This is a genomic window from Photobacterium sp. DNB22_13_2 (assembly GCF_052873915.1).
The window spans coordinates 1-255 of the sequence record NZ_JBNNXU010000197.1 but is presented as its reverse complement, the minus strand read 5'-3'; the positions used below and the strand labels follow the sequence as shown (position 1 = coordinate 255).

Below are 255 nucleotides of genomic sequence, written 5' to 3'. Positions count from 1 at the left end.
GAGTATCGGTCTGCACCCACGCGATCTGGATCGCATTGTTGAAGCCATGCAACGCCTGCGCGATGCCGGCAACACGCTCGTGGTGGTGGAACACGACCCTTCCGTCATGCTCGCCGCCGATCGCCTCATCGACATGGGCCCCGGCCCCGGCGAGCGTGGCGGCACCATCGTTTTCGACGGCACACCGGCGGCCATCCGCAAGGCAGATACGCTCACCGGCGCTTATCTGTCCGGCCAGCGCCGCGTGGCCAATGC

At 66.7% G+C, this 255-nt stretch carries 1 protein-coding gene; it reads left to right on the top strand.

Features of this window, described 5'->3' with window-relative positions:
* Nucleotides 1–255, top strand: a 255-nt coding sequence (locus tag ACVA58_RS28340; protein ID WP_446513561.1) for a hypothetical protein, incomplete at both ends; no start/stop codon positions are given.